The following is a 24,374-nucleotide window of genomic DNA, read 5'->3' on the forward strand; positions in this document are numbered from 1 at the left end:
TCGTTTAGAGCCTGAGAACCGCCGCACGACGGATGTCGTCGTGCGGCCAAAAACAGAGAGATCATTATGAAGACCAAGACACTCGCCGTCCTGACAGTGGCACTTTCGCTCGGCGTCTCGCCGATCGGTATTATGACCGCCTCGGCGCAGGATGCGCCGATCCTTCCCAAGAAGGGTGCGGCCCAAAGCGGCCAGTCCGGCGGTGGCGCGACCCAGCAGCCGGATGCTGGCGGCGCGTCTTCCGGCTCGGGGGGCGGCCAAGCAACGCAATCGCCTTCCGGCTCCGACGGAAGCTCGCCGGGCGCGTCCTCCGGCTCCGCCACGGACGGCTCTTCCGGTCAGACCGAAACCCAGCCGAAAGCCAAGACGCAATCGGGAGGCCCGACCGGCACTGGAGGCACGGACAGCGCGAAGACTTCCAAGCCGGGACAGTCTTCGACGGAGGCCCAGAAGCCGGCCGGCAGCCAGGACACCGGCACATCGGCCGGCTCCGGCGAGATTCAAAAGTCCGGCGAGGCCTCAAAGTCTTCGACCGAGACCCAGTCGAACAGCAAGACGAATGTCGAGAACAACACGAAGACCGAGGCGACCAACACCACCAACGTGAACATCTCGGTCGAACAGCAGACGGAAATCCGCAAGGTCGTGAAGGACGTTCGGGTGGAACCTGTTGATGAGGTGGACTTCACGGTCTCGGTCGGTACGGCCATCCCGAAGAAGATCAGGCTCGAGCCGCTGCCGCCGCAGATCGTGAAAATCGTGCCGCAGTATAAGGCCTACCGGTTCTTCATCCTCGCGGATGGCAGGATCGTCATCGTCGATCCTTCCGCGTTCACGATCGTCTACATCATCTCGGCATAGGCGCCGCGGCGCTCCCCGGCGGCGTCTTCGCCGCTGGGACCAAGGAGAAGGACAATGATCTATTCCGAAGAAAAATCCGGTGGTCTGGCGATGCCGCTGATTACCATCCTGCTCGCAATCGTCGGCATTCTCGCCGCGCTTGTCGCCACCGGCGGCCGACATGACAGTGCTGCCGGCCGCGTCTGGGTTCCGCAGGCTCAACATCAGGGACTGGTCAAATGAATGCCGTCGCATCCGTCGCCTTTGGCATCGCCAGCGCGGTTGGTGCCTGCATCGCCGCCGCATCCGTGGCGTCCCACGTCGTGGCGGATTCCGAACCTCATGCTTTCATGGATCTCTCCGCGCGTGATCTGTGGACGACGGAGCCGGTGAAAATCGACCCTCGGCAGCAACATTACGAACGAATTCCGCCTCTCTATTCCAGCTATGTCACCGAAGCATCGGCCATCACGACATCAAAGGCAAAGCCGGATTCTATCCATCTGCCAAGAGAACCTCAGACATCGCAGCCGATACTCTCAACCGAGCATCTTGCCTGGTGCGCGGAGCGCTACCGCTCTTTCGATCCAGCAACCAACAGCTATCGGTCCTATAGCGGTGAGATACGCGAATGCTCTTCGCCGTTTCAGAGCAGGGTCGCCGGGACTGATGAGCACACCTACACGACATCAAATGCGCAGGCAGCAGCCTCGTGCGCCGCTCGCTACAAGTCGTATCGGTCTGAAGACAATACCTATCAACCATGGGAAGGGCCGCGGCGCACCTGCGACGCTCCGGGCACCACACACGACCTTGTCGCGACGTGGAACTGATCATCGGCGGCGATCACAACATGCGTACCAAAACGCACCCTTCATGGGGTCAGACCAAAGTCCATATTGCAAACGCTGCGGTTGTGATACCGGTTGTATTAGAAGGTTGGGAGATAAGGGATGGCGACGCTGATCACAGATATCCAGCAGGCACAGACAAGGCTTCGGCTCTTGAGCAGGGCAGAGCGGGGAGCCCTGATCATCCGTATCCTCCACGAGTTGAAGACACATCGGCAGGAAGTTCTCGGAAACGTGCCCGCCGAACGCTGCGTCTGGATCGACAGGCTGATCGCCTCCGTTTCCTCGACCATATCGGAAATCGCCAACATGCAGGACGCCGAGTTCAATCGCATCCTGAACGAGTTCGAGAAGCTCATGGCGACGCTCAATGGCATCACCCACACGCAAACTAAGACAATTCATTGAGAGCTCGTCCAGAGTTTCCTGGAAAACCGACAAAACTCGAATTTCTGCAGCCGCGCTGTATCAGCGATTCACGACGCCTTGGCCTCGAAAGTCGGGGCGAAATCACCGAGCGATTTTGCCTTGAGGATCTTGCCCTCGATATCCTGCTCCACGATCGCTTCAAGGTCGGCGAAGCTGTCGATGACATAGTAGATCGGCTGGAGGATATCGATCCGGTAGGGCGTTCTCAGCACGCTCAGCAGATCGAATGGCCGAAATTCGCACGCCGTGCCTTCCATTGCCGCCTTCGCTTCGCTCGGTGACGAGACGATGCCGGCCCCGAAGCAGCGGCGGCCTTGCGGCGTATTGATCAGCCCGAATTCGACCGTAAACCAGAAGATCCGGAACAGATGCCACGAATAGCCTTTGCCGAGGCGGACGGCGGTTTCGCCGAAATGCCTGACGAAATTCGCATAGCTTTGGTTGGTCAGCAGCGGGCAGTGGCCGAAAACCTCGTGGAACAGGTCCGGCTCCTCGATATAGTCGATATGCTCGCGACGGCGCAGGAAGGTTGCGAGCGGGAATTTGCCTTGCGACAGGAGTTCGTAAAACCGTGAGGGCGGAATAAGTGCCGGAACGCCTTCGACGCCGAAGCCGGTGGTCTCGTTCAGGCGTTTGTTGACATCGAGAAGCTGAGGCACCTTATCCGGCGTCAGCCCCAGCATTTTGACGCCGTCCAGGTATTCGCGACAGGCGGTATCGGCGAGCAGCTTCATCTGACGTCGATAGAGTTCGCCCCAAATCGCATCTTCATCGGGAGTGTAGTCATAGAGACCGTCCGGGCCGGGCAGTTTGGCGGTATAGCTGCTTTCTTTGGTCATATCCGATCCTTCCAGACGTGGCGATATTGCTGCCATTATGATCCGGGTTTGGAGGATTTTCTTTTCTTTCGTGCTGGCTTTTGCCATGATGATGGCAAATATTCTCAAGTGTGGTCCGAAAAATGAAAGAAACTGGGAATTTTCGCCGCAAGCTTCTGCAACTCATCCAGGCCGATGGCAGCCTTTCGCTGGCAGATCTGGCGGAAAAGGCCGGCATGTCGCAAAGCTCGGCTTGGCGGAAGATTCAGGAACTGGAGGCTGACGGCGTTATTCGCAAGCGCGTGACGCTGCTCGATCCCGGAAAACTCGATCTCAAGCTCTGCGTGATCGCGCATGTGACGCTGGAGGATCATCACGAAGAGGCGGTCGCGTCGTTTGCTTCGGTGGTGCTGGAGCGTCCGGAGATCATGGAGTGTTACGCCCTGTCAGGCGCCTTCGATTATATGCTGAAGATCCGGGCCAGCGACGTGGAAAGCTACGAGGCCTTCATGACCCGCTATCTCATGCGCAACCCGCATGTGCGCACTGTCGTCTCGAGCTTCGTGCTGCGCGAGCTGAAATTCTCGACCGAACTGCCGCTCTGACTGAAACTTACAGCCCCGACTACCGCGTGCTGTCACCATGCCAACCGCCTGGCATATGTATCGGAAAGCCTTCGAATGTCTTCAGCGTGTCGAGCACGATTGACGTCTTCACGTGCTGCACTGAGTCGTGGGGCAACAAGACATCGTTGACGAATTTCGAGAGGTCGGCGAGCCCGCGGGTCGCGACCGTCAGGTGGTAATCCATTTCGCCGGTCAGCGCATAGGCTTCAAGAACCTCCGGCAACCCGTTGATCAATTGCGAAAATCGGCGGGCATTGTCTCGGTTGTGGGTCGCAAGCGTCACGGAAATGACCACCAGCATATCCAGTCCCAGCTTCTCCCGATCGAGGTAGGCGCGGTAGCTGCGAATATACCCCTCAGCCTCCAGCCGCGTGCGCCGGCGCGAGCATTGCGACGGTGAAAGCGCGATCCGCTCCCCCAGCTCGTTGTTCGTCAGCCTGCCGTCTTTTTGAAGTTCCTGGAGCAGGCGTAAATCCAATTTGTCGAGCGGCTCATCCATTGCATGAAATCTCCAAAATACTCACGGACCGTGCATAATTTCTTCTAGGCGCATGAAGAATGCAAGAACTTTGCACGCGTTTTGGGTCACACTTTGCACACCTAGAGTCCAGTCCCCAGGAGGAGAAAATGGGCCCATTTCCGCATGATGCGCCGCCCTCGGAAATCACCGCCGATAACCCGGCCGGCACCGACGGTTTCGAATTCGTTGAATTCGCTCATCCTGAGCCCGAAAAGCTGCGCGAGCTCTTCACGCGCATGGGCTACGTCCCAGTCGCCAGGCACAAGACGAAGGACATCACCGTCTGGCGCCAGGGTGACATCAACTATGTCCTGAACGCTGAAGCCGGCAGCCATGCCGCGCGCTTCGTTGCCAAGCATGGTCCCTGCGCCCCGTCGATGGCATGGCGCGTCGTCGACGCCAAACATGCCTTCGATCACGCGGTGTCGAAAGGCGCCGTTCCCTATGAAGGGGATGACAAGGTGCTCGATGTCCCGGCGATCGTGGGGATCGGCGGTTCGCTGCTCTATTTCGTCGAGACCTATGGTGCAAAGGGATCGGTCTACGATGCCGAATTCGATTGGCTCGGCGAGCCCAATCCGCATCCTGAGGGGATTGGTTTCTATTATCTCGACCACCTCACGCACAACGTCTTCCGCGGCAACATGGACAAGTGGTGGGACTTTTACCGCAACCTGTTCAATTTCAAGCAGATTCACTTCTTCGATATCGATGGGCGTATCACCGGTCTGGTGAGCCGCGCCATCACCTCGCCCTGCGGCAAGATTCGCATTCCGCTGAATGAATCGAAGGACGATACGAGCCAGATCGAGGAATATCTGAAGAAGTATAACGGCGAAGGCATTCAGCACATCGCCGTTGGCACGGAGGATATCTATGCGGCGACCGATCGGCTTGCCGATAACGGCCTGCGCTTCATGCCGGGTCCTCCGGAGACCTATTACGACATGTCCTATGAACGCGTGAACGGCCATAGCGAACCTGTCGAGCGCATGAAGAAGCACGGCATCCTCATCGACGGTGAAGGCGTGGTGAACGGCGGCATGACGAAAATCCTGCTCCAGATCTTCTCCAAGACCGTGATCGGCCCGATCTTCTTCGAATTCATCCAGCGCAAGGGCGACGAGGGCTTCGGCGAAGGCAATTTCCGCGCTCTTTTCGAGTCGATCGAGGCCGATCAGATCAAGCGTGGTGTCATCGGGACCGCAGCGGAGTAAACTCTACAGCGCGTACCGCGCGTCTGAAACGACGCGCGGTGCTGCGGAGTTTTCGAGGGGAGGAGTTGAGCATGGACCAGACATCGATCCAGGCGTCGGACGGTGAAGCCGCGACGGCAAACAAGCTGAAATATATGCCGGGCTTCGGCAATGACTTTGAAACGGAGTCGCTTCCCGGCGCCTTGCCGCAGGGCCAGAACAGCCCGCAGAAATGCAACTACGGTCTCTATGCCGAGCAGCTTTCCGGCTCACCGTTCACCGCGCCGCGTGGCACGAACGAAAGGTCCTGGCTTTATCGCATTCGCCCGAGTGTGCGTCATACACGCCGTTTTTCCAACGTCTCCTATCCGCTCTGGAAAACCGCGCCCTGCCTGGACGAGCATTCGCTTCCCTTGGGTCAGCTTCGCTGGAATCCGGTCCCCACGCCGACCGAGAAGCTGACCTTTCTTCAGGGTGTGCGGACAATGACGACGGCAGGCGATGCCACGACCCAGGTGGGCATGTCAGCCCATGCCTACGTTTTCAATGATGACATGGTCGACGATTACTTCTTTAACGCCGACGGCGAACTGCTGATCGTGCCGCAGCTCGGCGCCATCCGGGTGTTCACCGAAATGGGCATCATGGACGTCGAGCCCCTGGAAATATGCCTCATCCCGCGCGGCATGATGTTCAAGATCATGCGTGAGGGTGAGCAAACGGTCTGGCGCGGCTATATCTGCGAGAACTACGGGGCGAAATTCACCTTGCCGGACCGCGGACCGATCGGCGCCAACTGCCTGGCGAATCCGCGCGACTTCAAGACGCCAGTCGCCGCTTTCGAGGACAAGGAACAGCCTTGCCGCGTGCATGTGAAATGGTGCGGAAAGTTCTACGTCACGGAGATCGGCCACTCACCCCTCGATGTCGTGGCCTGGCACGGCAACTATGCGCCTTACAAATACGACCTCAGGACATTTTCCCCGGTCGGCGCGATCAGCTTCGACCATCCCGATCCGTCGATCTTTTCGGTATTGACCGCCCCGACCGAAGATGCCGGCACGGCGAATGTCGACTTCGTGATCTTTCCGCCACGCTGGCTGGTGGCCGAGCACACCTTCCGTCCGCCCTGGTATCACCGCAACATCATGAGCGAATTCATGGGTCTGATCCATGGTCAGTATGATGCCAAGGAGGAAGGCTTTGTGCCTGGTGGCATGAGCCTGCACAACATGATGCTTGCCCACGGGCCGGATGCGCTTGCCTTCGAAAAGGCATCCAATGCCGAACTCAAGCCCGTGAAGCTGGATGACACCATGGCCTTCATGTTCGAGACGCGATATCCGCAGCAACTGACAAAATACGCCGCCGAGCTCGAAACGCTGCAGGATGATTACCTCGAGTGCTGGGACGGCCTGGAGCGCAAGTTCGACGGAACCCCAGGCATCAAGTGATGGCATCCTCCGGCACTGGAATTGAGACATGAAACTCGCGACATTGAAGGACTCCACCAGGGACGGCCGGCTCGTCGTCGTTTCCCGCGATCTTACCCGCTGCTCGGAAGTCGGGCACATCGCCCGCACCCTACAGGCGGCGCTCGATGACTGGGAGCATGTGGCTCCGAGGCTTCAGCAGGTTGCCGAAGGCATTGAGACTGGGGCGCAGCCAACGATCCGGTTTCACGAACATGACGCCGCATCGCCTCTGCCGCGGGCCTACCAGTGGGCCGACGGCTCGGCCTACGTCAACCATGTCGAACTGGTGCGCAAGGCGCGCGGTGCCGAGATGCCGGCAAGCTTCTGGACCGATCCGCTGATCTATCAAGGCGGTTCGGACGGTTTCCTCGCGCCGCGCGACCCCATCCTGGCGGCCGACGAGGCCTATGGGATCGACATGGAAGGCGAGGTCGCGGTCATCACCGGCGACGTCGCCATGGGTTCCGGTCCGGAGGCCGCCCGCGGCGCCATCCGCCTGGTGATGCTCGTCAACGACGTGTCGCTGCGCGGTCTGATCCCTGACGAACTGGCCAAGGGATTTGGCTTCTTCCAGTCGAAACCGGCATCGGCATTTTCTCCCGTCGCGGTGACGCCGGATGAGCTCGCGGACACCTGGGATGGCGGCAAGCTGCATCTACCGCTGCTCGTGAGCTTGAACGGCACGGCATTCGGCAAGGCGAATGCTGGCATCGACATGACCTTCGATTTCGGCCAGTTGATCGCCCATGCCGCCAAAACGCGCAAGCTCGTGGCCGGAACGATCATCGGCTCGGGAACGGTTTCCAACAAGCTGGACGGCGGCCCGGGCAAGCCAGTGGAGGAGGGCGGAGACGGCTATTCCTGCATTGCCGAACTCCGAATGATCGAGGCCATCGAGACCGGTTCGCCGAAAACGCCGTTCATGCGGTTCGGGGATCAGGTTCGCATCGAGATGAAGGATCGCGCCGGCCATTCTATCTTCGGAGCGATCGAGCAGACGGTTGAAAAATACCAGGGAGCCGGGCCGCAATGAACGAGGTCGTTCTCTACGACTACTGGCGATCATCGGCGAGCTATCGCGTCCGCATCGCGCTCAATCTCTTGCGCGTCGACTATAAGACGGTTCCCGTCAACCTGTTGGACGGCGCACACAAGGCGCCGGATTATCTGGCGCTCAACCCGCAGGGGCTCGTGCCGACATTGGTGATCGATGGGAGAATACTGACGCAATCCTTGGCGATCATTGAGTATCTGGCCGAACTTCGGCCGGAATCCGGATTGCTGCCGGCTGATATTGCCAACCGCCAGAGAGTGCGCGCGCTTGCCTATGCGGTCGCCATGGATATCCATCCGATCTGCAACATGCATGTCGTGGCGCATCTCATGACCGTGACTGAAAAAGCGGACGCCCGCGAGGAGTGGATGAGGCACTTCATCGCCGCCGGCCTTGGGAAAGTGGAGGCCATGATCGGTGAATGCGCCGGAGAGTTCAGCTTCGGCGACCGGCCCACGATGGCGGACCTCTGCCTCATTCCGCAAGTCTACAACGCTCGCCGCTGGGGCGTTGAGATGACCGATTTCAAACGCATCGTCGAGATCGACGCCAAATGCGCCGGGCTGCCGGCCTTCCAGGCCGCCCATCCCGACCGGGTGAAACCATAGCTTCACTGCGATAAAACTCGTCAGGGCAGAGCTGGCCGACGAAACTACGCGTCCCGCCACGAAGAGATTTTCGCAGCCTGCCCCAGCCGCTGTCCGGCCTCATCAATAAGCTGCCAGACGGTCACATCCTCGATCCAGAACCGCCGCCCCGATTTCGCGATTCTGACACCGCGCCCATTCTCGACGAAACCATGGCGCGTGACGCTGTCCAGCAACCGTTGCCGCTCGATACGATCGGGCTGCTCGGCCGAAAGCCGCGAAGGCAGCGCGATGAATTCATCCCAGCTGTATTCGAAGCATTTCTGCGCGGTCCGGTTTGCGTAAATGAAGCGGGGATCGGGCTCGATATTGTGGGCGAGGACGATGAAAGGCGCGTCGTTGTAAAGCCAGTCAGAGCCTTGTTCGTCCCCGACGAGAGGGCGGCCGACGATGCGGGCGTAGCTTCCGGTGAGGAGCGAGAGGAAATCGGGATCGTTCTTAAGGTTGAGAGCGTGATTGTTATAAGTAAAAGTCATTATCCGCCTCGTCGGTCAGATGTTCCGATCCTGGCTTTTGGTGGCCTAAATGTTCTTTCAAACGGCGCTTGGGGCGATGCTGATATCGCCCCAAGCTGGTTTTAGTTCGGATCAAACAGAGGGTTCTGCGTTCACGTGCCTAGTGCCTAGACACACCCGGCACGAGTTTCCTCAGCTGCACCCGCTCGTCGCACCGCACGTGTCGCACTTCTCGCAAGTGCCATTCCGCACCATCGTGAAGTTCTGGCACTCCGAGCACATGTTGCCGGTGTAGCCCTGCATGATCGAACGCTGGCGGCGTTCGGCTTCCACCTTCTTGGCTTCCGTCTTGGCCGTTGCGGCATCCGCTGCAGCCTTGTCGGAGAAGAGGGCGGTTGCGTCGCTGGTGATTTCCTCAGTCACCTCTTCGGCAATCTCTTCCGCCAATTCCTTGGCGCGTTCCTCGTAATCGCGCTTGAAGGCGACGATTTCGGAGGTGGAGATGGCAACGGTCGGCTCCAGCTTGCGGGCGGCACTGCCGGCAAAGGCAGTCACGGTGCCGGTCGCAGCGGCGCGGGCAGGGGCTGATGTGGCCGCACCTTTGGGTTCGCCCGCCTGGCGTTCGCCGCCGGTGCCGGAGACCAGCGTCGGCTTGTAGCCGCGGGTCCAGCCGGTGGAGAGCAGGTTGGTCTTGCCTTCCTGGATACCCTTGCCGAGTGCGGTGTTCGAGAAGTCCGACGTATCGACATGGGCGAGATCGTGGCGGCCGAGATAGGAGACGGCGAGCTCACGGAAGACGTAGTCGAGGATCGAGGTGGCGTTCTTGATCGCGTCATTGCCGATGACCATGCCGGCCGGCTCGAACTTGGTGAAGGTGAAGGCCTCGACATATTCTTCGAGCGGCACGCCGTACTGCAGGCCGAGCGAGATGGCGATGGCGAAATTGTTCATCATTGCGCGGAAGGCGGCACCTTCCTTGTGCATGTCGATGAAGATCTCGCCGAGGCGGCCGTCGCCGAATTCGCCGGTGCGCAGATACACTTTGTGTCCGCCGACGGCGGCCTTCTGGGTATAGCCCTGGCGGCGGTTCGGCAGCTTCTCGCGTTCGCGCGAAACGCGTTCGATCACCCGCTCGATGATCTTCTCAGTGATGGTAACTGCCTGGGCAGCAATCGGTGCCTGCAGCAGTTCCTCCAGCGCATCCTCGTCGTCCTCATCTTCGATCAGCGAGGCGTTGAGCGGCTGCGACAGCTTCGAGCCGTCGCGATAGAGCGCATTGGCCTTGAGACCGAGCTTCCACGACAGCAGGTAGGCGTTCTTGCAGTCCTCGACGGTCGCCTCGTTCGGCATGTTGATCGTCTTGGAAATCGCGCCCGAGATGAAGGGCTGGGCAGCCGCCATCATGCGGATGTGGCTTTCGACAGAGAGGTAGCGCTTGCCGATCTTGCCGCAAGGATTGGCGCAATCGAAGACCGGCAGGTGCTCCTTCTTGAGGAAAGGCGCGCCTTCCAGCGTCATCGCGCCGCAGACGTGGATGTTGGCCGCTTCGATGTCCTTCTTCGAGAAGCCCATATGGTCGAGCAGGTTGAAGCTCATGTCGGCGAGCTGTTCGTCGGAAACCTTCAGCGTGTCCTTCAGGAAGTCGGCGCCGAGTGTCCACTGGTTGAAGACGAACTTGATATCGAAGGCGCTCTTCAGCGCAGCGTTGACGGCCTCGACCTTCTCGTCGGTGAGGCCCTTGGTCTTCAGCGTCGACGGGTTGATCGCCGGCGCCTGGTTCAGGTTGCCGTGGCCGACTGCATAGGCTTCGATCTCGGCGATCTGGCTTTCCGAATAGCCGAGCGTGCGCAGCGCATCCGGAACGGCGCGGTTGATGATCTTGAAGTAACCGCCGCCGGCGAGCTTCTTGAACTTGACCAGCGCGAAGTCGGGCTCGATGCCTGTCGTGTCGCAATCCATGACGAGACCGATCGTGCCCGTGGGCGCGATGACCGAGACCTGGGCATTGCGGTAGCCATGCTTTTCACCAAGCTCGAGCGCCTTGTCCCAGGCCGATTTGGCATGGGCGGCGAGATCCTGGTCGGGGTTTTCCGAATGGATCAGCGCGACCGGGTCGATCGACAGCGCCTCATAGCCGGATGTTTCGCCGTAAGCGGCGCGGCGATGGTTGCGGATGACCCGCAGCATGCTCTCGCGGTTCGGCGCGAAGTTCGGGAAGGGACCAAGTTCGCCAGCCATTTCGGCCGAGGTCGCATAGCAGATGCCGGTCATGATCGCGGTCAGCGAACCGGCGATGGCGCGGGCCTCGGTGGAGTCGTAGGGAATGCCCGACGACATCAGCAGGCCGCCGATATTGGCGTAGCCGAGGCCGAGCGTGCGGTATTCGTAGGAGAGTTCGGCAATGCGCTTCGACGGGAACTGCGCCATCATCACCGAGACTTCGAGCACGACGGTCCACAGACGAACCGCGTGTTCGTAGTCGGGGATGTTGATGCGCTTGGTGGCCTTGTCCTTGAACTGCAGCAGGTTCAGCGAAGCAAGGTTGCAGGCCGTGTCGTCGAGGAACATGTATTCCGAGCACGGGTTCGAGCCGCGGATCGGGCCGCCGGCCGGTGACGTGTGCCAGTCGTTCATCGTCGTGTTGAAATGAATGCCCGGATCGGCCGAGGCCCAGGCAGCGTAGGAAATCGTTTCCCAGAGATCGCGCGCCTTCAGCGTCTTCATCACCCGGCCGTCCTTGCGGGCGGTCAGCTTCCATTCGCCGTCATTCTCGACGGCGCGCAGGAAGTCGTCCTTGATCGAGACGGAGTTGTTGGAGTTCTGACCCGATACCGTGAGGTAGGCTTCCGAATCCCAATCCGTATCGTAGGTCTTGAATTCAAGATCCTTGTAGCCCTGGCGGGCGAACTGGATGACGCGCTGGACATAGTTTTCCGGAACCTGGTCCTTCTTGGCAGCGCGGATTTCGCGCTTCAGGGCAGGGTTCTTGGCCGGATCGAAACAATCGCCATTATCGCCGCCTTCGCAATTGAAGCAGGCCTTCATGATCGCCTTCAAGTGCTTGGCGACGATCTTCGAGCCGGTCACCAGGGCCGCGACCTTCTGCTCTTCCTTGACCTTCCAGTTGATGTATTCCTCGATATCGGGATGGTCGATATCGACGACGACCATCTTGGCGGCGCGGCGCGTCGTGCCGCCCGACTTGATGGCGCCGGCGGCGCGGTCGCCGATCTTCAGGAAGCTCATCAGGCCGGAGGAGCGGCCGCCGCCGGAAAGCTTTTCGCCTTCGCCGCGCAGCATCGAGAAGTTGGAGCCGGTGCCGGAGCCGTATTTGAACAGGCGCGCTTCACGCACCCAGAGGTCCATGATGCCGCCTTCGTTGACGAGATCGTCCTCGACCGACTGGATGAAGCAGGCATGCGGCTGCGGGTGTTCGTAGGCCGACTTGGACTTGGTCAGCTTGCCGGTAAAGGGATCGACGTAGAAATGGCCCTGGCCGGGGCCGTCGATGCCGTAGGCCCAGTGCAGGCCGGTGTTGAACCACTGCGGCGAGTTCGGGGCGACGCGCTGGGTGGCGAGCATATAGGCAAGCTCGTCCTTGAAGGCTGCAGCATCTTCCTCGGAGGAGAAATAGCCGCCCTTCCAGCCCCAATAGGTCCATGTGCCGGCAAGACGGTCGAAGACCTGGCGCGCATCGATTTCGGAGCCGGTCTGCTCATCCTTGGACAGGGTCTTCAGCGCAGCATCGTCGGGAACGGAGCGCCACAGGAAGGAAGGAACGTCGTTTTCCTCGACCTTCTTCAGCCGGGTGGGAACGCCGGCCTTGCGGAAATACTTCTGGGCCAGAACGTCGGTCGCGACCTGGGAGAACTGCGCGGGAACGTCGATGTTCTCGAGGCGGAACACGATCGAACCGTCGGGGTTCTTGATCTCGCTCGTCGCCTTGCGGAATTCGATATCCGCATAGGCGCCTTGGCCGGCCTTCGTGAAACGACGTTCGATGCGCATGGTCTTGACCTCGTGTTGGCGCCCGGTCCCCGCGACCGGGGCGCAAAATTCCTATCCGGCGGCACTTTGTCGTCGTGCAGCCAGCCTCGTTTCCGTATTGTGACAGGGGTGTCATCCGGAGATGTCCTTCCTGTATCTTGTGGTGATGGTGGCTGCAAACGCTAAATATAGTATTAACAGCTTATTATCGCCAGTCCCGACGCCGCTTTTTTTGGAGGCTGAAAACCGCGCAAAAACCTTGCCGGGTCTGAACCGTTTCCGGTGCAACGCCCTGGTCCTGCGTCCTGTTTTTCAAAAGGGAACCGGGCTCGTTACCTCCGGTCCTGTCGCCGCCGCAACATCAGGAATAGTAAAGTTTGAAACAGCTGATTCCGTCAAGGGCTGGCTTTTAATTGAATGCTAACCACAACATCTTGTGGATGCGCCTGTGAAGATTGGGGAAAGCCGGGGAGTGCTGAAAATACAATGGCTTGCAGGCGTTGCCGGCTAAGGAAAATGGCGCAACCGCAAAAAAGCGCCCTGCGGCAAATCTTATGATGGCATTTTCAGTGCAAATGGGCATGCCGATTCGCCGGGACGCGAGCGCTCTTCAGAGCGCATCGATGGCGATGGTGACGGTTGCCACGCCGATCGGCTTGTCCTGCGCGTCCATGACGACGAAGCTCGCCTGCGTTTCGAGCATCTGTGTGGATTCGTTGCGTTCCGCCCGGTCGATGAAGATCTCGCGGGAGCCGTTGGCGAAGGTTTTGAGATATTTCTCCTCGTCGCCCTGCCAATAGTCGGCGGTGACGGTGCTCTGCCCGACGTTGAGCCCATGGCTGTCGGTGACGAAGAATTCGACGATCGCTCCCTGCGAGGCGTCCTGTTTTTCTTTCAGGTAATGCGACACCGTTTTGTCGAGCAGCAGCTTGACCATATGCAGCTGGTCCTGAATGACCTCCGACCGGTAAGTCTCGTCGAGAACCCGCATGTCCATTTCGCTGACATCGCCGAACTTCGCATTCTGCTCGGCAATGGCGTTCAGCACCAGCGGCGTTTCGACCATCTGTCTGATCCGCTGTTCGACATAGTCGCGCACGAGGGGCACATAGGCAGGTTCGGCGCAGGCGCGCGTCAACGGAAAAAGACATGTCGCCAGCCCGACGATCGCACCGGCTCCCCTATACCCCCACCGCGCCATCTTGCTTCCCTAGACCGCATCATCAGCTGCACGTTTTAAGCGCAACCTGACACGATTCTCACGCCGCCCAGTCCATGAGAAGAAAATAAAATAAATGGGGAAGACCCGATAGCGGAATCAGGCAAGCTCGCCGACAAAATCTGGAACAATTTCAGGTGGTAAAGGCGAGGATTGCGCGCCGGTACCTGCGGCAATCAGCCCGCACCCTTGGCGATCGGCTCCTGGTACGTGAAGCCCATGTCCCAGGGGAAATAGATCCAGGTATCCTGGCTGACCTCGGTGACAAAGGTATCGACGGTCGGCACGCCTTTCGGCTTGGCGTAGACGCAGGCGAAATGCGCCTTCGGCAGCATGGTGCGCACCTGTGCTGCGGTCTTGCCGGTATCCGTCAGATCGTCGACGACGAGCACGCCTTCGCCACCATTCTCCTGAAGTTCGGGGGCTATTCCCTTGAGCAACACCATGTCGCCCTGGTTCACATAGTCATGATAGGACGCGACGCAAACGGTCTCGATCAGCCGGATGTTCAATTCGCGCGAGATGATCGCCGCCGGAACGAGGCCGCCGCGGGTGATGCAGACGATCGCCTTGAAGGTCTGCCCGAGGCCGGCAAGCCGCCAGGCAAGCGCGCGCGCATCGCGGTGGAACTGATCCCAGGAAACGGGAAAGGCTTTATCGGGAAGGGACATCGGGCTGCTCCGCGGCATGATAGAGACGACACGCCGTTTTCAGGCGACCGACGGGTTTGACGTGGCGATCGGCAAAACGAGAAATCGCGCAGTCATAACTGCGCGAGATCGCGAGCTGCTGCTGCGCGAGACGTGGCCGAGGCTCGAAGCCGTCATCGGTCGCTGCAATTAGCGGGATTTGCCGGCAAAACGCAAGAGCAACCCATTACCGCGATAGCAAGGTCAGCGCCGTCATCGAATGCAGCAAGGTCTTCGTCGTGCCGCCGAAGATCGTCTGCCAGAGCCAGGAATGCGTATAGGCGCCCATGACGAGAAGATCGATGCTGCTGTCCGAAAGCCGGTTCTCGATAACATGCGATGTGTTTTTGTCGACGCTTTCCGCCGTCGAAAGTGTCGTCTTCACGCCATGGCGGGCAAGCGTGGCGGCGATCTCGGCGCCGGATGTCAGCGGCGAGTGCAGCGCCGTATCGGCCGGATCGACCGAAAATATCTCTACCTCGTTGGCCGCCTTCAGGATCGGCAGCGCGTCGAAGGTTGCGCGCGCCGCCTCCTTCGAGCCGTTCCAGGCGATCAGCACGCGTTTGATCGGCTTCGGCTGACGGATGATATAGGGGATCATCAGCACCGGCCGGCCGGTTTCGAAAAGAAAGCTGTCGACGTCGACATGGCTGTCGGAAGGGTTGGCCGGGTCGGCCTGCGAAGCGATCAGCAGATCGGCACTGCGCGCGCTTTCGATCAGCGGTGCGGAGCCATAACCGGTTGCCGTGGCAAAGCTGCGCCACTCCGAGGAAGCGCCTGATGCAGCCGCTTTCCCCCGAAAGATGCGCTCCACCGCGATTGTTTCGCCGTGCGCCATGTCCTGCAACGCCTGCACGGCGACGGGATCGGGAATTTCCATCGGCGCCACCAGCGGCACGGCGGAGATGGTTTCGGCATGCAGGCCGATCACATGAGCACCGCTTTCGGCGGCGATGGCAAAGGCGAAATCGGCGACGGCGGCACTATTATCTGCCGTATCGAGAATGGCGAGAATGGTTTTGTAAGACATATCAATTCTCCTTGCGCTGAAATCGTCTGCGCGAGGGAAGGAATGCACCGGACCCTTCTCAAGTTCCTTGACCGGGATCAAGGATGGCCCCCAGTTCCGGCGTTTCCCTCAAGCCTCGGCGGAATGGTTTTCGGCGATGTCTTTCCTCCGGCGGATGGCATCGATCATCGCATGCACCTCGGCGCCGGCCGCGTCGATCGCCGCCTGCGAGCGGCCGCGAACGACGATCTCGGTCGAGAACTTCTGGCCGATATATCTGGGATAGGAACCGATGCTGGTTTCCGGATGGGCTTTCTGGATCGCGGTGAGCGGCGTGCCGATCTCGCCTTCGCCATAAGGGCAGGCGATCGCGAGCGACAGCACCGGCGTACCGGTCTTAAGCGTCGGCAGCACGTTATCGACCATCGCCTGGAAGACCTGCGGCACGCCGGCCATGACGTAGACGTTGCCGATGATGAAGCCCGGTGCGGTCGAAACGGGATTGGCAATATGGGCGGCACCCCGCGGCATGCGCGCCATGCGCTGGCGCGCTTCGGTAAATTCCATCTCACGGCGCCGATACATTTCGGCAAGCAGCGCCATAGCCGTTTCGTCGTATTCGCAGGGCACGCCGAAAGCCTTGGAGATGGCATCGGCGGTGATGTCGTCATGCGTCGGTCCGATGCCACCCGAGGTGAAGACGTAATCATATTTGCCGCGAAGCGCGTTCAGCGCCTCGACGATCGCCTCCTCGTCATCGGCGACGATCCGCACCTCCTTGAGGTCGATGCCGGAAAGCGTCAGCAGATCGGCGAGGTGGCCGATATTCTTATCCTTGGTGCGGCCGGAAAGAAGTTCGTCGCCGATGGCGAGCATGGCGGCGGTGACGACGATGTCATGGCTCATGGGATGTTCCGTGGTGTGAAGCTGATGAATAGGTAGCGCCCTTCGGCCGCTTTGCAAACAGCCGAGCATGATGCCGGCGCGTTCGTTTGCTGAAATGAAAAGGCAAGTGAATTTTCGTCTACGGGTGTTGAACACTGAGTTCTTCAGGGCGGGGCTGTGTTCAACCATGGCCGCTGATAGGAACTTACGGTCACGAAATTCAACCCGATGTTTCAAGGAAGATAGAAGATGGCGAAGGTCCTCGTCCTTTATTACTCGGCTTATGGTCATATCGAAACCATGGCCTATGCCGTTGCCGAAGGCGCGAAGTCGGCCGGTGCCGACGTCACCGTCAAACGCGTTCCGGAACTGGTTCCGGAAGAGGTTGCCAAGGCGTCCTACTACAAGGTCGACCAGGCCGCTCCGATCGCCACCGTCGACGAACTGGCGGATTATGACGCGATCATCGTCGGCGCCGGCACCCGCTTCGGCACGGTCGCCTCGCAGATGCGCAATTTCTGGGATCAGACGGGCGGTCTCTGGTTCGCCGGCAAGCTCGTCGGCAAGATCGGCTCGGTCTTCACCTCCTCGGCAACCCAGCATGGCGGCCAGGAATCCACTATCCTCGGCTTCATCCCGACCTTCCTACACCAGGGCATGGTCGTTGCCGGCCTTCCCTATGCTTTCCAGGGCCAGATGGGCACAGAGGAAGTCAAGGGCGGCTCGCCTTACGGCGCCTCCACCATCACCAACGGCGACGGCTCGCGCCAGCCTTCCGAGATCGAGCTGGAAGGCGCGAAATACCAGGGCGCTCATGTCGCCAAGCTTGCCGCCAAGCTCGCCTGATCTTTGAGACCGGAATGATAAAGGCGCGGCGGGCGAGAGCTCGCCGCGCCTTTTGCTTTGTCCCGCGGCGGACCGGCCACCGCCGATCGGCGCCCCCGACAAATGAGGCGCGATTTTTACGCTTCGCGGCCCTTCCCATCGTCAATGACGCAAGTTATTGAAAACGCCGCAAGCGGGCGTGGCGAAACTGGTAGACGCAAGGGACTTAAAATCCCTCGGCCTTGGCTGTACGGGTTCGATCCCCGTCGCCCGCACCACCTTCATAATACTGTTTAAATATGCTCGTATTTTGTGCATAAAAGCGGTTGGCGCTTGACAAGGACATTTTTGGTGCAAGGATTGCGCCGCGGCGGCTGGAGTAAGTGTTGTCTTGTGGGAGTAAGACGATGGTTTACGATTGGAATGGGACTAAGGTTCGACGCATCCGCATCTTCAAGGCCAGCATTGCACTAGTTCTCGGAACTGCGATGGCCGCGATACCACTGTTCTTCTGGGCGATGCACTTGCGTGATTTCTAGCGTGTCCTGAGCGCCTCCGGGAAGACGCGCTCAGGACACTCTATCACATTCGGATCTGCACCTGTCCCGAATTCGATTTTCGGGATGACGTGTCGTTTTTTGCTAGCAACGATCAGCGTTCTGTGAGCGGAAGGGCGTTCGATGCTTTCGTATCGCGCCATCTGTTGATCACCCAGCCAGCCAGAAGCCCCAAGGCGGCGCCCATTGCCTTGATGCCGGCATCATGGAGGCGCGCATGGCGCGTCGGCGCGAAGTATTGCAGATATTCGATGGCGACCGCACCGACGACCAGCAGCGCCGCCACCGTTTTCCATTGTTTCGGATAGGCGAGCGCAAAAGCGAGCCCAAGGATCACGTAGGCGCTGGCGCGGTCGGTATCGACCGTCGTGACCGTTTCCGGCCGCAGCCCGATCGGCGAAACGGTGATGAAGATGATGAAGGCGAGCAGCAGCCAGGCGAGGGGTCTTGCGAATTTGGAGATCATCATAGCTCCATATACTGGTCGGCCATTTCATTGACAGTTAAAATCAGTTCATGTGCCGCCAATTTCGCGGTTGGCTTGCGAAAGACTTCCCGTAGCATAACCGGTTCGCGGAGCAAACAGATCCGACAGCGAACCGGAAATGGCCGAAGCGGGCTTTCTTTTGCCGGCCCGCCTATGCCATAGCGGCGGTGGTTAATCGTGAGAATGGACGACACCCGTGACGAGACTTGATGTCGAAAACGCCGAAGAGGCAATGCGCAGCCTCTTTCCGGCAACGCCGCTGCAGCTCAACGATCATCTCTCGGCCCGGTATGGCGCCGATATCTGGCTGAAGCGCGAGGATCTGTCGCCGGTGCGCTCCTACAAGATCCGCGGCGCCTTCAATTTCTTCCGCAAGGCGATCGGGCAGGGTGCTTCCGAAAAGATCTTCGTCTGCGCCTCGGCCGGCAATCATGCCCAGGGATTTGCTTACGTCTGCCGCCATTTCGGCGTGCCGGGCGTCGTCTTCATGCCGGTGACGACGCCGCAGCAGAAGATCGACAAGACCCGCATGTTCGGCGCCGAATTCATCACCATCCGGCTGTTCGGCGATTTCTTCGACCAGTGCTACCAGGCCGCCCGCGAGCATGTGGAAGCGGTAGGCGGCGTCATGGTGCCGCCCTTCGACCATGTCGACATCATCGAAGGGCAGGCGACGGTCGCAGCCGAAATCATGCAGCAACTGCCGGAAGGAACGGTGCCCGACATGGTCGTCCTGCCGGTCGGCGGCGGCGGACTTGCTGCCGGCATCACCGGCTATCTCGACGGCACGGTGGCGAAATCGGCTTTCGTCTTCGCAGAACCTGCAGGCGCGCCAAGCCTTAGGCGCAGCATCGAGGCGGGTGAGGTGACGACGCTTGCTAAGGTCGACAATTTCGTCGACGGCGCCGCCGTTGCGCGTATCGGCGACCTGAACTTCGCCGCCCTTCGCAATTTTCCTGCCGAGCAGGTTCAATTGATGCCGGAGAATGCCATCTGCGTCACCATTCAGGAGATGCTGAATGTCGAAGGCGTGGTTCTGGAGCCGGCCGGAGCTCTGTCGTTGACGGCGATCGCCGCGATGGACCGCGAGACGATCCGCGGCAAGACCGTCGTCGCCGTCGTCTCGGGCGGCAATTTCGATTTCGAACGCCTGCCTGACGTAAAGGAAAGAGCCATGCGTTACGCAGGGCTGAAGAAATACTTCATCCTGCGGCTCGCTCAGCGCCCGGGCGCGCTCAGGGATTTCCTCAATCTGCTCGGTCCCGACGATGATATCGCCCGCTTCGAATATCTGAAGAAATCGGCGCGCAATTTCGGCTCCATCCTGATCGGCATCGAAACCAAGGCGCCGGAGAATTTTGCCCGGCTGATCGGAAATTTCGAAGCTGCCGGCATGGGTTACGAAGATATCACCGAAAACGAGATCCTCGCCAACCTGATCATTTGACTTGGCGACAGCGATACCAGCGTGCTAAAGCCTGAGCATGGCTTCGTTCATTTCAAATCTTTTTTCGATGTTCTCCGGCGGCGGCAAACCCGCCGCAGAAGCGGCAGGCCCTTCCGGCGAGCCGCAGCTTTACGGCGATTGCACGATTTATGCCGAACCGCGCAAGGAAGGCGGCCAGTATCGCCTTGTCGGCCGCATCGAAAAGAAGGTCGGCGACGAGGTGCTGGTGCGCAATTTCATTCGCGCCGATCTGTTTTCGTCCTCCGATGACGCGATCGAATGCACCGTGCGCAAGGCGCAACAGATCATCGATCAGCACGGCCCGTCGCTCTTTGGTGACGGCGAGAAGGTTCGTCAGGTCTGAAATCGGGATCCCGAGTCGGATCGGGATCGGATGCCGGCAGGAAATTCTCTGCTTTTCAATCGTATAACCTGCGTGCTCATCCGGCGCGCGATCTTGCACACCTAATCTTAAAGGATTGCTGTGAAAGCTATCGCCGGCAGGATTTGCAGGGTTGCCCTCGTGTTTCACTTTTTCGGACGATCGAACAAAGGATCCGCTGTCGCGATCGCGGCAGCCGCGGGCCTCAGGGGGCGCCGGCCCGAAGCCGAGGTGTCGTAGTGGAGACACTTAACCTCGCCCTGTTCGTCGTCGAAGCCGTCGCCTATTTCGTGTTGATGGTAATGCTTCTGCATTTCCGCCATCGGCTCGGCCTCGGGGTCTTTCTGACGGCGCTCGGCGTCATGCATTTCATGGAAACCTACCTGGCGGCGGTCTTCTATGTCTCGCTTCCATTCGGAGACGTATCGCCCGGCTCATCGGTCTTCTTTTCCGGCAAGCTGATGATGATCCTGATGCTCTACCTGCAGGAGGATGCCGCGACTGTGCGCCAGCCGATCTATGGCCTGTTCCTTGGCAACCTCCTGACCGTCGGGATCGCCGGGGTGCTGCAGCTGCACCAGCCGCTCCAGGTATCGCCGGATCATGCGCCCGACGTTGATTTCCTCAAGGAGATGGGCTGGCTGATGGTCTGGGGCACGGCACTGCTCTATGTCGATTCGCTCGGCATCATCCTGCTTTACGAAAAACTCGGGGATTTCTTCCGCCGCCGCGTCGTCCTGCGTTTCATGGTCTCCGGCTTTGTGTTGCTGACCTTCGATCAGATCGGCTTCTTCGCCGCGCTGCATTACTTCCTGGACGTACCGATCGCCGCATTCTGGGGCGGCTGGAAGGCGAAGATGCTCGCCGTCTGCCTCTACGCTGCAATGTTTGCGGTCTACGAATATCGCATTCGTCGCGTCGGCTCTGCCGCCGCCGCGCGCTCCATCAGCGACGTGTTCGGCGACCTGACATTCCGTGAGCGCTACAACGACCTTCTCGAGCGGACCGGCCTCGACATGCTCACTGGTGTCTATGATCGCACGCGAATGGAGCTGGAAGCGCCGCTGATGCTGCGCGAGGCATCGAGGCAGGGGCTGTTCGCAACGGTCCTCATTATCGATGCCGATCACTTCAAGGACGTCAATGACGGCTACGGCCATCTCCAGGGCGACGAGGTGCTGAAGGCGATCGCCGCCCGGCTCGGCACGACGCTGCGTTCCAACGACCGCGTCTTCCGTTTTGGCGGCGAAGAGTTCGTCGCCGTCTGTCCCGGCACAAATCATGAGGAAGGGCTGCTGCTTGCCGAGCGCCTGCGCTGGACGATCGCGACCAGCGTTCAGACACCGGATGACAAGCCGGTGACGGTCAGCATCGGCGTTGCGACCGCCGACGAGGACGGCACCAGCTTCACCACCGTACTCTCGGCGGCCGACGGCAGGCTCTATGCAGCCAAAAAGAGCGGCCGCAACTGCGTCGTCGGTCGCTCCGGCGTCGTGAAAGTCAGCTAGCCCAGGCAAGCTCGTCTTGCCCAGGCGAGCTCGTCTTGCCCAGGCGGTCCCCGACTAGCCCAGGCGCGCTCGTCTCTTCTCATTTGGCGGCAACTCCTCCCGCCCCGACAGCTATTCCCTCAAATATGGCGCGCTGCCCCTTGCGAACGAGTCGGCTCTGCAGGTCGTCGATCAGATGCGGTGCCTCGCCATATGTGTGTTGATGATGTTGAGTAAACAGAAATATGCTTCTCGTGAATGTATGTTTTTCAATAGGTTATCGACACTATGAAAACGTCTTGTTCGGAAAATGCAAACGTGATCTCCATTGCAGCAATATTCCGATGAACTGTTCTTGTCAGGAGCGTGGAAACATGAGTGATGCAATTGCAGAGCAGAGGGTCGACGGCGGTGAGTTTGCCGTTTTGTGCATCGGAGGGTTTCTTCTCTCGATCGCTTATGGCGTTACGTTCCTGATCCCCGTGCTGGTGGGCCAGCGTGGTGGAGACGAGGCGCTGGCCGGACTGATCATCTCGGCGGCGACTGTCAGCACGGTCATTCTCGTCATCCTGTCCGGCCACATCGCGGATGCCATCGGCTCTGCGCGGGCGGTGGCGGTTTCGGGGCTGTTTCTTGCTGCATCGGGCTTGGGATTTGCGACGGTCCCGTCCGCCGGGTTGAGCCTGATGACAGTCGGTTTCATTCTTGGCATAGGCTGGGGTATGTTCTATGCGCTCGGACCCCTCTTGGTCGCCGCGATCATCGAGCCCGAGCACCGGATCAGGTTTTTCGCCTTGTTGTCGGGATCGATGATGTCAGGCATTGGCGCCGGGCCGATCATTGGCCGTATTGCCGCCGCTTGGTCCATGCCGATCGAGACGGCTTTCCTGTTTGCGTTTCTTTCCAGCCTCGCCGGCGGTGGACTTTATTTCCTGCTTCACATCAAGCTGACCAACGCCGGCAAGATTGTGCCTCATGTCAACAAAATCTCGTTCGGCATGGCGCGCCAGGTGATTGCTTCGCGGGCAATGTACTCCATCGTCATGGTTGGCATCGGCGGTGCGATGTTCGGCGGATTGTCCAGTTTTCAGACCAGCTACGCCAAGGCGCATGGGTTCGACTACTCCCTTTTCTTCATCGGCTTCATGTCCGCCGCGATTCTAAGCCGGCTATTCCTGGCGGGATATGTGGTCAAGAAAGACCCGTTCTATTCGCTTTTGGTCCTGACAAGCCTGACGCTGGCATCGATCCTGCTGTTCCTGACGCTGACATCGAGTCAGCTTGCCTATCTGGGAGGTGCGGCGATGCTGGGGCTCGGCTATGGATTGACCTATTCCGTGATTAACGGCCTGGCCGCCAATGAGGCTCCCGCCGGCCTTATGCCACAATCGCTTCTGTTGTTCTCGCTGGCCTATATTATCGGCGTCTTCGGCTTTCCGTTGCTGGCCGGTAATCTGATCGTTTCCTCGGGCGTGCAGACCATGTTGTATGTCGTGCTGCTGCTTGCCGTCGTGAATCTGGCAATCGTCCTGTTTCGTGTTGCCTATCGCGCCATGTGCGCGAACTGAAGCAGAGCATCCGTGGGGCCGGGCAGGTTTGACTTGCCCGGCCCGGCTTGTTCAGGCGGCGCGGAAAATCTTGGCGCCGGAGGGGGCGCTCGTCATACCGCCGTCGACGGTGATCTCGATGCCGGTGACATTGGTCGAATCATCCGAGGCCAGATAGAGCGCCGCCTTGGCGATTTCGTCGGCTTCGCTCATGCGGCCGAGCGGGCTCATGCCGCCGAGCCGGGCTTCGAGCGCCGACATCGCGTCTTCGGTTTGTGCCATTGGCGACCAGATCGGCGTCTTCGTGCCGCCGGGGGTCACCTGGTTGACGCGGATGCCCCTCGGTGCGAGCTCGGACGCCATATTGCGCGTCATCGCGCGGACCGCGGCTTTGGTTGCCGCATAGGCCGACCAGCCGGGAGCGCCGAGCACGGCATGCACCGAACCGTTGAGGATTACCGAAGCGCCGTCATTGAGATGCGGCAGGGCCGATTGCACGGTGAAGAAAACTGCCGTCAGATTGGTGCTGATGATCCGGTTGAATTGCTCCGGCGACGTGTCACCGAGCGGTGTCGCGCCGCCGATGCCGGCATTGGCGAAGACGATGTCGAACTTCCCGACCTTTGCAGCGGCTTCCGCAAAGGCCTTTTCGGTGGCGGCGGCATCGGTGACATCGAGCTTCAGCGCCAGCACGCCGGCCCCAAGCGCCTTTTCTGCGGCGGCGAGTGTTTCCGGATTGCGGCCGGTGATGACGACTTTGGCGCCCTCATCAATGAAGACCTTGGCGGTCGCAAGACCGATACCGCTGTTTCCGCCGGTGATCAGGGCGACCTTGTTTCTTAGACGCATGATGCATGCTCCTCTTGGAATTGGCCACGATCTGGATTATGATCGTTATCCATAAGGATTATGACTGTAATCTACATAAGTCAAGAGGCGGTG

At 59.8% G+C, this 24,374-nt stretch carries 25 protein-coding genes and 1 tRNA gene; 16 read left to right on the plus strand and 10 right to left on the minus strand.

What is annotated here, in order from left to right; all coding sequences use genetic code 11:
- Window positions 1–66 precede the first annotated feature (66 nt).
- The 4 genes from EFQ99_RS09945 to EFQ99_RS09955 all read left to right on the plus strand — a co-directional run bounded on the left by EFQ99_RS09945 (window position 67) and on the right by EFQ99_RS09955 (window position 2,099).
- On the plus strand, window positions 67–861 hold the full coding sequence (locus tag EFQ99_RS09945; RefSeq protein ID WP_126920888.1) for a DUF1236 domain-containing protein: 795 nt from the start codon (window positions 67–69) through the stop codon (window positions 859–861).
- Window positions 862–915: 54 nt separating this feature from the next.
- Complete coding sequence (locus EFQ99_RS34990; RefSeq protein WP_164736364.1) at window positions 916–1,083, plus strand: hypothetical protein; 168 nt, start codon at window positions 916–918, stop codon at window positions 1,081–1,083.
- Entirely contained in the window at window positions 1,080–1,673 is a 594-nt protein-coding gene (locus tag EFQ99_RS09950; RefSeq protein WP_126920889.1) for a BA14K family protein, read from the plus strand. The genes EFQ99_RS34990 and EFQ99_RS09950 overlap by 4 nt, the downstream gene beginning before the upstream one ends.
- 120 nt (window positions 1,674–1,793) lie before the next feature.
- On the plus strand, window positions 1,794–2,099 hold the full coding sequence (locus EFQ99_RS09955; protein ID WP_126920890.1) for a hypothetical protein: 306 nt from the start codon (window positions 1,794–1,796) through the stop codon (window positions 2,097–2,099).
- Between the two features lie 68 nt (window positions 2,100–2,167).
- On the opposite strand, the gene EFQ99_RS09960 is transcribed toward EFQ99_RS09955, so the two are convergent.
- Window positions 2,168–2,959, minus strand: a complete 792-nt coding sequence (locus tag EFQ99_RS09960; protein ID WP_126920891.1) for a phenylalanine 4-monooxygenase — start codon at window positions 2,957–2,959, stop codon at window positions 2,168–2,170.
- Between the two features lie 122 nt (window positions 2,960–3,081).
- On the opposite strand from EFQ99_RS09960, the gene EFQ99_RS09965 reads away from it, so the two are divergent.
- Window positions 3,082–3,543 (plus strand): Lrp/AsnC family transcriptional regulator, encoded by a 462-nt coding sequence (locus EFQ99_RS09965; RefSeq protein WP_126920892.1) that lies wholly within the window; start codon window positions 3,082–3,084, stop codon window positions 3,541–3,543.
- A 19-nt stretch (window positions 3,544–3,562) separates the two neighbouring features.
- Here EFQ99_RS09965 and EFQ99_RS09970 read toward each other — a convergent pair whose 3' ends face one another.
- The gene (locus EFQ99_RS09970) at window positions 3,563–4,063 is read right to left on the minus strand and encodes an Lrp/AsnC family transcriptional regulator (protein WP_126920893.1); all 501 of its coding nucleotides are present in this window, start codon (window positions 4,061–4,063) and stop codon (window positions 3,563–3,565) included.
- Between the two features lie 128 nt (window positions 4,064–4,191).
- On the opposite strand from EFQ99_RS09970, the gene hppD reads away from it, so the two are divergent.
- From hppD to maiA, 4 genes are all read left to right on the plus strand, one after another.
- Window positions 4,192–5,301 (plus strand): 4-hydroxyphenylpyruvate dioxygenase, encoded by a 1,110-nt coding sequence (gene hppD / locus EFQ99_RS09975; protein ID WP_126920894.1) that lies wholly within the window; start codon window positions 4,192–4,194, stop codon window positions 5,299–5,301.
- Between the two features lie 71 nt (window positions 5,302–5,372).
- Window positions 5,373–6,734, plus strand: a complete 1,362-nt coding sequence (gene hmgA, locus EFQ99_RS09980; protein ID WP_126920895.1) for a homogentisate 1,2-dioxygenase — start codon at window positions 5,373–5,375, stop codon at window positions 6,732–6,734.
- A 28-nt stretch (window positions 6,735–6,762) separates the two neighbouring features.
- Window positions 6,763–7,788: a fumarylacetoacetate hydrolase family protein gene (locus tag EFQ99_RS09985; protein WP_126920896.1), complete on the plus strand. Its 1,026-nt coding sequence runs from the start codon at window positions 6,763–6,765 to the stop codon at window positions 7,786–7,788.
- Window positions 7,785–8,417, plus strand: coding sequence for a maleylacetoacetate isomerase (gene maiA / locus EFQ99_RS09990; protein ID WP_126920897.1), 633 nt, complete (start codon window positions 7,785–7,787; stop codon window positions 8,415–8,417). Before EFQ99_RS09985 ends, maiA begins: the two co-directional genes overlap by 4 nt.
- Before the next feature lie 44 nt (window positions 8,418–8,461).
- Here maiA and EFQ99_RS09995 read toward each other — a convergent pair whose 3' ends face one another.
- Together EFQ99_RS09995 and EFQ99_RS10000 are read right to left on the minus strand one after the other, a co-directional pair.
- Window positions 8,462–8,932: an MEKHLA domain-containing protein gene (locus EFQ99_RS09995; protein ID WP_126920898.1), complete on the minus strand. Its 471-nt coding sequence runs from the start codon at window positions 8,930–8,932 to the stop codon at window positions 8,462–8,464.
- Between the two features lie 171 nt (window positions 8,933–9,103).
- Window positions 9,104–12,919 carry a vitamin B12-dependent ribonucleotide reductase gene (locus EFQ99_RS10000; RefSeq protein WP_126920899.1) on the minus strand — a complete coding sequence of 1,272 codons (3,816 nt, stop codon included), beginning with the start codon at window positions 12,917–12,919 and terminating at the stop codon, window positions 9,104–9,106.
- A 121-nt stretch (window positions 12,920–13,040) separates the two neighbouring features.
- Here EFQ99_RS10000 and EFQ99_RS34995 point away from each other — a divergent pair, with 121 nt between their 5' ends.
- Window positions 13,041–13,322 (plus strand): hypothetical protein, encoded by a 282-nt coding sequence (locus tag EFQ99_RS34995; protein WP_164736365.1) that lies wholly within the window; start codon window positions 13,041–13,043, stop codon window positions 13,320–13,322.
- A gap of 186 nt (window positions 13,323–13,508) precedes the next feature.
- Here the strand turns inward: EFQ99_RS34995 and EFQ99_RS10005 are convergent, their stop codons facing one another.
- The 4 genes from EFQ99_RS10005 to EFQ99_RS10020 form a co-directional block, all read right to left on the minus strand.
- Entirely contained in the window at window positions 13,509–14,099 is a 591-nt protein-coding gene (locus EFQ99_RS10005; protein ID WP_126920900.1) for a hypothetical protein, read from the minus strand.
- Window positions 14,100–14,293: 194 nt separating this feature from the next.
- The gene (gene gpt, locus EFQ99_RS10010) at window positions 14,294–14,788 is read right to left on the minus strand and encodes a xanthine phosphoribosyltransferase (protein ID WP_126920901.1); all 495 of its coding nucleotides are present in this window, start codon (window positions 14,786–14,788) and stop codon (window positions 14,294–14,296) included.
- Between the two features lie 205 nt (window positions 14,789–14,993).
- Window positions 14,994–15,836, minus strand: a complete 843-nt coding sequence (locus tag EFQ99_RS10015; RefSeq protein WP_126920902.1) for a universal stress protein — start codon at window positions 15,834–15,836, stop codon at window positions 14,994–14,996.
- Window positions 15,837–15,944: 108 nt separating this feature from the next.
- On the minus strand, window positions 15,945–16,721 hold the full coding sequence (locus tag EFQ99_RS10020) for a competence/damage-inducible protein A (protein WP_126920903.1): 777 nt from the start codon (window positions 16,719–16,721) through the stop codon (window positions 15,945–15,947).
- Between the two features lie 228 nt (window positions 16,722–16,949).
- Between EFQ99_RS10020 and wrbA the strand changes: the two genes are divergently transcribed.
- Together wrbA and EFQ99_RS10030 are read left to right on the plus strand one after the other, a co-directional pair.
- On the plus strand, window positions 16,950–17,546 hold the full coding sequence (gene wrbA / locus EFQ99_RS10025) for an NAD(P)H:quinone oxidoreductase type IV (RefSeq protein ID WP_097631444.1): 597 nt from the start codon (window positions 16,950–16,952) through the stop codon (window positions 17,544–17,546).
- Between the two features lie 172 nt (window positions 17,547–17,718).
- Window positions 17,719–17,803 (plus strand) — tRNA-Leu (locus EFQ99_RS10030).
- A gap of 373 nt (window positions 17,804–18,176) precedes the next feature.
- Here the strand turns inward: EFQ99_RS10030 and EFQ99_RS10035 are convergent.
- Entirely contained in the window at window positions 18,177–18,551 is a 375-nt protein-coding gene (locus tag EFQ99_RS10035) for a VanZ family protein (RefSeq protein ID WP_126920904.1), read from the minus strand.
- A 214-nt stretch (window positions 18,552–18,765) separates the two neighbouring features.
- Here EFQ99_RS10035 and ilvA point away from each other — a divergent pair, with 214 nt between their 5' ends.
- The 4 genes from ilvA (at window position 18,766) to EFQ99_RS10055 (ending at window position 23,453) form a co-directional block, all read left to right on the plus strand.
- Window positions 18,766–20,016, plus strand: a complete 1,251-nt coding sequence (gene ilvA, locus EFQ99_RS10040; protein WP_126920905.1) for a threonine ammonia-lyase — start codon at window positions 18,766–18,768, stop codon at window positions 20,014–20,016.
- Between the two features lie 37 nt (window positions 20,017–20,053).
- Window positions 20,054–20,380, plus strand: a complete 327-nt coding sequence (locus EFQ99_RS10045) for an HlyU family transcriptional regulator (RefSeq protein ID WP_126920906.1) — start codon at window positions 20,054–20,056, stop codon at window positions 20,378–20,380.
- A 314-nt stretch (window positions 20,381–20,694) separates the two neighbouring features.
- Window positions 20,695–21,906, plus strand: coding sequence for a GGDEF domain-containing protein (locus tag EFQ99_RS10050; protein WP_126921457.1), 1,212 nt, complete (start codon window positions 20,695–20,697; stop codon window positions 21,904–21,906).
- 353 nt (window positions 21,907–22,259) lie between these two features.
- Window positions 22,260–23,453 carry an MFS transporter gene (locus tag EFQ99_RS10055; RefSeq protein ID WP_126921458.1) on the plus strand — a complete coding sequence of 398 codons (1,194 nt, stop codon included), beginning with the start codon at window positions 22,260–22,262 and terminating at the stop codon, window positions 23,451–23,453.
- Between the two features lie 51 nt (window positions 23,454–23,504).
- On the opposite strand, the gene EFQ99_RS10060 is transcribed toward EFQ99_RS10055, so the two are convergent.
- Complete coding sequence (locus EFQ99_RS10060; protein ID WP_126920907.1) at window positions 23,505–24,281, minus strand: SDR family oxidoreductase; 777 nt, start codon at window positions 24,279–24,281, stop codon at window positions 23,505–23,507.
- Window positions 24,282–24,374: the final 93 nt, after the last annotated feature.

Source organism: Rhizobium vallis (genome assembly GCF_003985155.1).
GTDB lineage: Bacteria > Pseudomonadota > Alphaproteobacteria > Rhizobiales > Rhizobiaceae > Rhizobium > Rhizobium vallis.

What these genes read in the sequence shown, in the direction of transcription:
- EFQ99_RS09945 (WP_126920888.1), top strand. Translation starts at nt 67, where the DNA reads ATGAAGACCAAGACACTCGCCGTCCTGACAGTGGCACTTTCGCTCGGC.
- EFQ99_RS34990 (WP_164736364.1), top strand. Translation starts at nt 916, where the DNA reads ATGATCTATTCCGAAGAAAAATCCGGTGGTCTGGCGATGCCGCTGATT.
- EFQ99_RS09950 (WP_126920889.1), top strand. Translation starts at nt 1,080, where the DNA reads ATGAATGCCGTCGCATCCGTCGCCTTTGGCATCGCCAGCGCGGTTGGT.
- EFQ99_RS09955 (WP_126920890.1), top strand. Translation starts at nt 1,794, where the DNA reads ATGGCGACGCTGATCACAGATATCCAGCAGGCACAGACAAGGCTTCGG.
- EFQ99_RS09960 (WP_126920891.1), bottom strand. Translation starts at nt 2,959, where the DNA reads ATGACCAAAGAAAGCAGCTATACCGCCAAACTGCCCGGCCCGGACGGT.
- EFQ99_RS09965 (WP_126920892.1), top strand. Translation starts at nt 3,082, where the DNA reads ATGAAAGAAACTGGGAATTTTCGCCGCAAGCTTCTGCAACTCATCCAG.
- EFQ99_RS09970 (WP_126920893.1), bottom strand. Translation starts at nt 4,063, where the DNA reads ATGGATGAGCCGCTCGACAAATTGGATTTACGCCTGCTCCAGGAACTT.
- hppD (WP_126920894.1), top strand. Translation starts at nt 4,192, where the DNA reads ATGGGCCCATTTCCGCATGATGCGCCGCCCTCGGAAATCACCGCCGAT.
- hmgA (WP_126920895.1), top strand. Translation starts at nt 5,373, where the DNA reads ATGGACCAGACATCGATCCAGGCGTCGGACGGTGAAGCCGCGACGGCA.
- EFQ99_RS09985 (WP_126920896.1), top strand. Translation starts at nt 6,763, where the DNA reads ATGAAACTCGCGACATTGAAGGACTCCACCAGGGACGGCCGGCTCGTC.
- maiA (WP_126920897.1), top strand. Translation starts at nt 7,785, where the DNA reads ATGAACGAGGTCGTTCTCTACGACTACTGGCGATCATCGGCGAGCTAT.
- EFQ99_RS09995 (WP_126920898.1), bottom strand. Translation starts at nt 8,932, where the DNA reads ATGACTTTTACTTATAACAATCACGCTCTCAACCTTAAGAACGATCCC.
- EFQ99_RS10000 (WP_126920899.1), bottom strand. Translation starts at nt 12,919, where the DNA reads ATGCGCATCGAACGTCGTTTCACGAAGGCCGGCCAAGGCGCCTATGCG.
- EFQ99_RS34995 (WP_164736365.1), top strand. Translation starts at nt 13,041, where the DNA reads ATGTCCTTCCTGTATCTTGTGGTGATGGTGGCTGCAAACGCTAAATAT.
- EFQ99_RS10005 (WP_126920900.1), bottom strand. Translation starts at nt 14,099, where the DNA reads ATGGCGCGGTGGGGGTATAGGGGAGCCGGTGCGATCGTCGGGCTGGCG.
- gpt (WP_126920901.1), bottom strand. Translation starts at nt 14,788, where the DNA reads ATGTCCCTTCCCGATAAAGCCTTTCCCGTTTCCTGGGATCAGTTCCAC.
- EFQ99_RS10015 (WP_126920902.1), bottom strand. Translation starts at nt 15,836, where the DNA reads ATGTCTTACAAAACCATTCTCGCCATTCTCGATACGGCAGATAATAGT.
- EFQ99_RS10020 (WP_126920903.1), bottom strand. Translation starts at nt 16,721, where the DNA reads ATGAGCCATGACATCGTCGTCACCGCCGCCATGCTCGCCATCGGCGAC.
- wrbA (WP_097631444.1), top strand. Translation starts at nt 16,950, where the DNA reads ATGGCGAAGGTCCTCGTCCTTTATTACTCGGCTTATGGTCATATCGAA.
- EFQ99_RS10035 (WP_126920904.1), bottom strand. Translation starts at nt 18,551, where the DNA reads ATGATGATCTCCAAATTCGCAAGACCCCTCGCCTGGCTGCTGCTCGCC.
- EFQ99_RS10045 (WP_126920906.1), top strand. Translation starts at nt 20,054, where the DNA reads ATGGCTTCGTTCATTTCAAATCTTTTTTCGATGTTCTCCGGCGGCGGC.
- EFQ99_RS10050 (WP_126921457.1), top strand. Translation starts at nt 20,695, where the DNA reads ATGGTAATGCTTCTGCATTTCCGCCATCGGCTCGGCCTCGGGGTCTTT.
- EFQ99_RS10055 (WP_126921458.1), top strand. Translation starts at nt 22,260, where the DNA reads ATGAGTGATGCAATTGCAGAGCAGAGGGTCGACGGCGGTGAGTTTGCC.
- EFQ99_RS10060 (WP_126920907.1), bottom strand. Translation starts at nt 24,281, where the DNA reads ATGCGTCTAAGAAACAAGGTCGCCCTGATCACCGGCGGAAACAGCGGT.